General features: G+C 66.2%; 1 protein-coding gene. It reads left to right on the top strand.

All coding sequences use genetic code 11. From position 1 onward, the window contains the following. On the top strand, positions 1-1,492 hold a 1,492-nt coding region (locus tag HMPREF2581_RS15380), incomplete at both ends, for a PqiB family protein (protein WP_021205238.1).

Raw genomic sequence — 1,492 nt, 5'->3', positions numbered from 1 at the left:
CGACAGCCCGCCGACCGATCCGAGCAAGCCGTTCCGCCTGTACGACGACTACGACGCGGCCCAGGCCGGTCTGCGCGTGAAGCTGAAGATGAACGACGTCAGTGGTATCGATCCAGGGCGCACCCCGGTGATGTTCAACGGCGTGCAGGTCGGCCTGGTCAAGTCGATCGACATGGGCAAGGACTACAGCAGCGCCACTGCCGACCTGGCGATGGATCCGCGGGTCGAGGACATGCTGCTGGAAGGCACCGAATTCTGGACCGTCAAGCCAAGCATCTCCCTGGCCGGCATCACCGGCCTCGAGGCCCTGGTGAAAGGTAACTACATCGATGTGCGCTTCGCCAAGAGCGGCGCGCCGAGTCGCGAGTTCACCATCCGCCCGAAAGCGCCGCCGCTGAACACCGACGCGCCCGGCCTGCACCTGGTGCTGACCAGCGACAAGCTCGGCTCAATCGACATCGGCGCGCCGATCCTCTACCGCCAGGTCCGCGTCGGCAGCGTGCAGAGCTACCAGCTATCGCGCGACCGCCAGCGAGTGGTAGTGGGTGTGCACATCGAGCCGGAGTACGCGCACCTGGTGAATACCTCGACGCGCTTCTGGAACTCCAGCGGGATCACCCTGACCGGCAACCTCAGCGGCGTGCAGGTGAAGAGCGAGTCGCTACAGACCCTGATCACCGGCGGGATTTCCTTCGACACCCTCGATCCGAAGGCGCCGACCGTGACCAAGGTGCGTCGCTTCACCCTCTTCGACAGCGAGGAGGCGGCGATGGCCCGTGGCGTGGAGATCCAGCTGAGCATCGACAATGCCGATGGACTGCGCGAAGGCACGCCGATCCGCTTCAAGGGCCTGGACATCGGCAAGATCGAAAGCGTCGAGCTGAACCCGGACCTCTCCGGGGTACTGATGAAGGCCCGCCTGACTTCCGCCGGCGAGCGCGTCGCCCGCAGCGGAACCCGCTTCTGGGTGGTACGTCCGGCGCTCGGCCTGCTGCGTACCGAGAACCTCGGAACCCTGGTCAGCGGCCCCTACATCGAGGCGCTGCCGTCGAGCACGCCGGGCGAGCGCCAGGCACGCTTCCAGACTCTCGCCGAAGCGCCCAACCTGCTGGGTCGGGAAAACGGCCTGCGGCTGACCCTCAGTGCGCCGCGCAAGGGCTCGATCAAGCCGGGCAACCTGGTGACCTACCGGCAGATCCCGGTGGGCAAGGTCGTCGACCTGGCCTTGGGCGAACAGGCCGACCGGGTGCTGATCAGCATCCTCATCGAACCGCGCTACGTACCGCTGGTGCGTACCGGCAGCCGTTTCTGGAATGCCAGCGGCTTCGGCGTCGACGCCAGCCTGTTCAAAGGCCTGTCGCTACGCACCGAGTCGATGGAGGCGCTGATGGAGGGCGGCATTGCCTTCGCCACCCCGAACAATGCGCAGATGGGCGAGCCCGCCAAGCCGGGGCAGACCTTCGCCCTGTTCGATTCGGCCAATGACGAATGG

The organism is Pseudomonas sp. HMSC057H01, assembly GCF_001836405.1.
GTDB lineage: Bacteria > Pseudomonadota > Gammaproteobacteria > Pseudomonadales > Pseudomonadaceae > Pseudomonas > Pseudomonas aeruginosa.
This window is presented reverse-complemented; position numbering and strand designations above follow the sequence as displayed.